This window comes from Pelomicrobium sp. G1 (assembly GCF_051905455.1).
GTDB lineage: Bacteria > Pseudomonadota > Gammaproteobacteria > Burkholderiales > UBA6910 > Pelomicrobium.
In genome coordinates, this window is record NZ_JBQACR010000434.1 from 1 (window position 1) to 256 (window position 256).

At 67.2% G+C, this 256-nt stretch carries 1 pseudogene; it reads left to right on the forward strand.

Annotated elements, in window-relative coordinates:
- Positions 1 to 17: 17 nt before the first annotated feature.
- Positions 18 to 256, forward strand: a pseudogene (locus ACTFO6_RS19125) (hypothetical protein); the annotation flags it as partial.

The following is a 256-nucleotide window of genomic DNA, read 5'->3' on the forward strand; positions in this document are numbered from 1 at the left end:
GATTCCAGGAGGATCCGATGGCGGTGAAAAGCGCAAACAGTGAGGCGTGGCCGTTCAAGGGGCTCCTGGCGCTCGGGCTCGGAATCGCGAGCGGCTACGTCTTTGGCGCTCCGATCACCTTCAATACCGCGATGCCGGTCGCCAAAGGCGATTTCGTCTTCCGCGAGCTCATCGTGGTGGGCCGCTCGGGGGACGATCCGGACGGCGCCGGCCGGGACTTCCGAGGCACGGCGGCTGTCACGGCGCTGGGCTACGG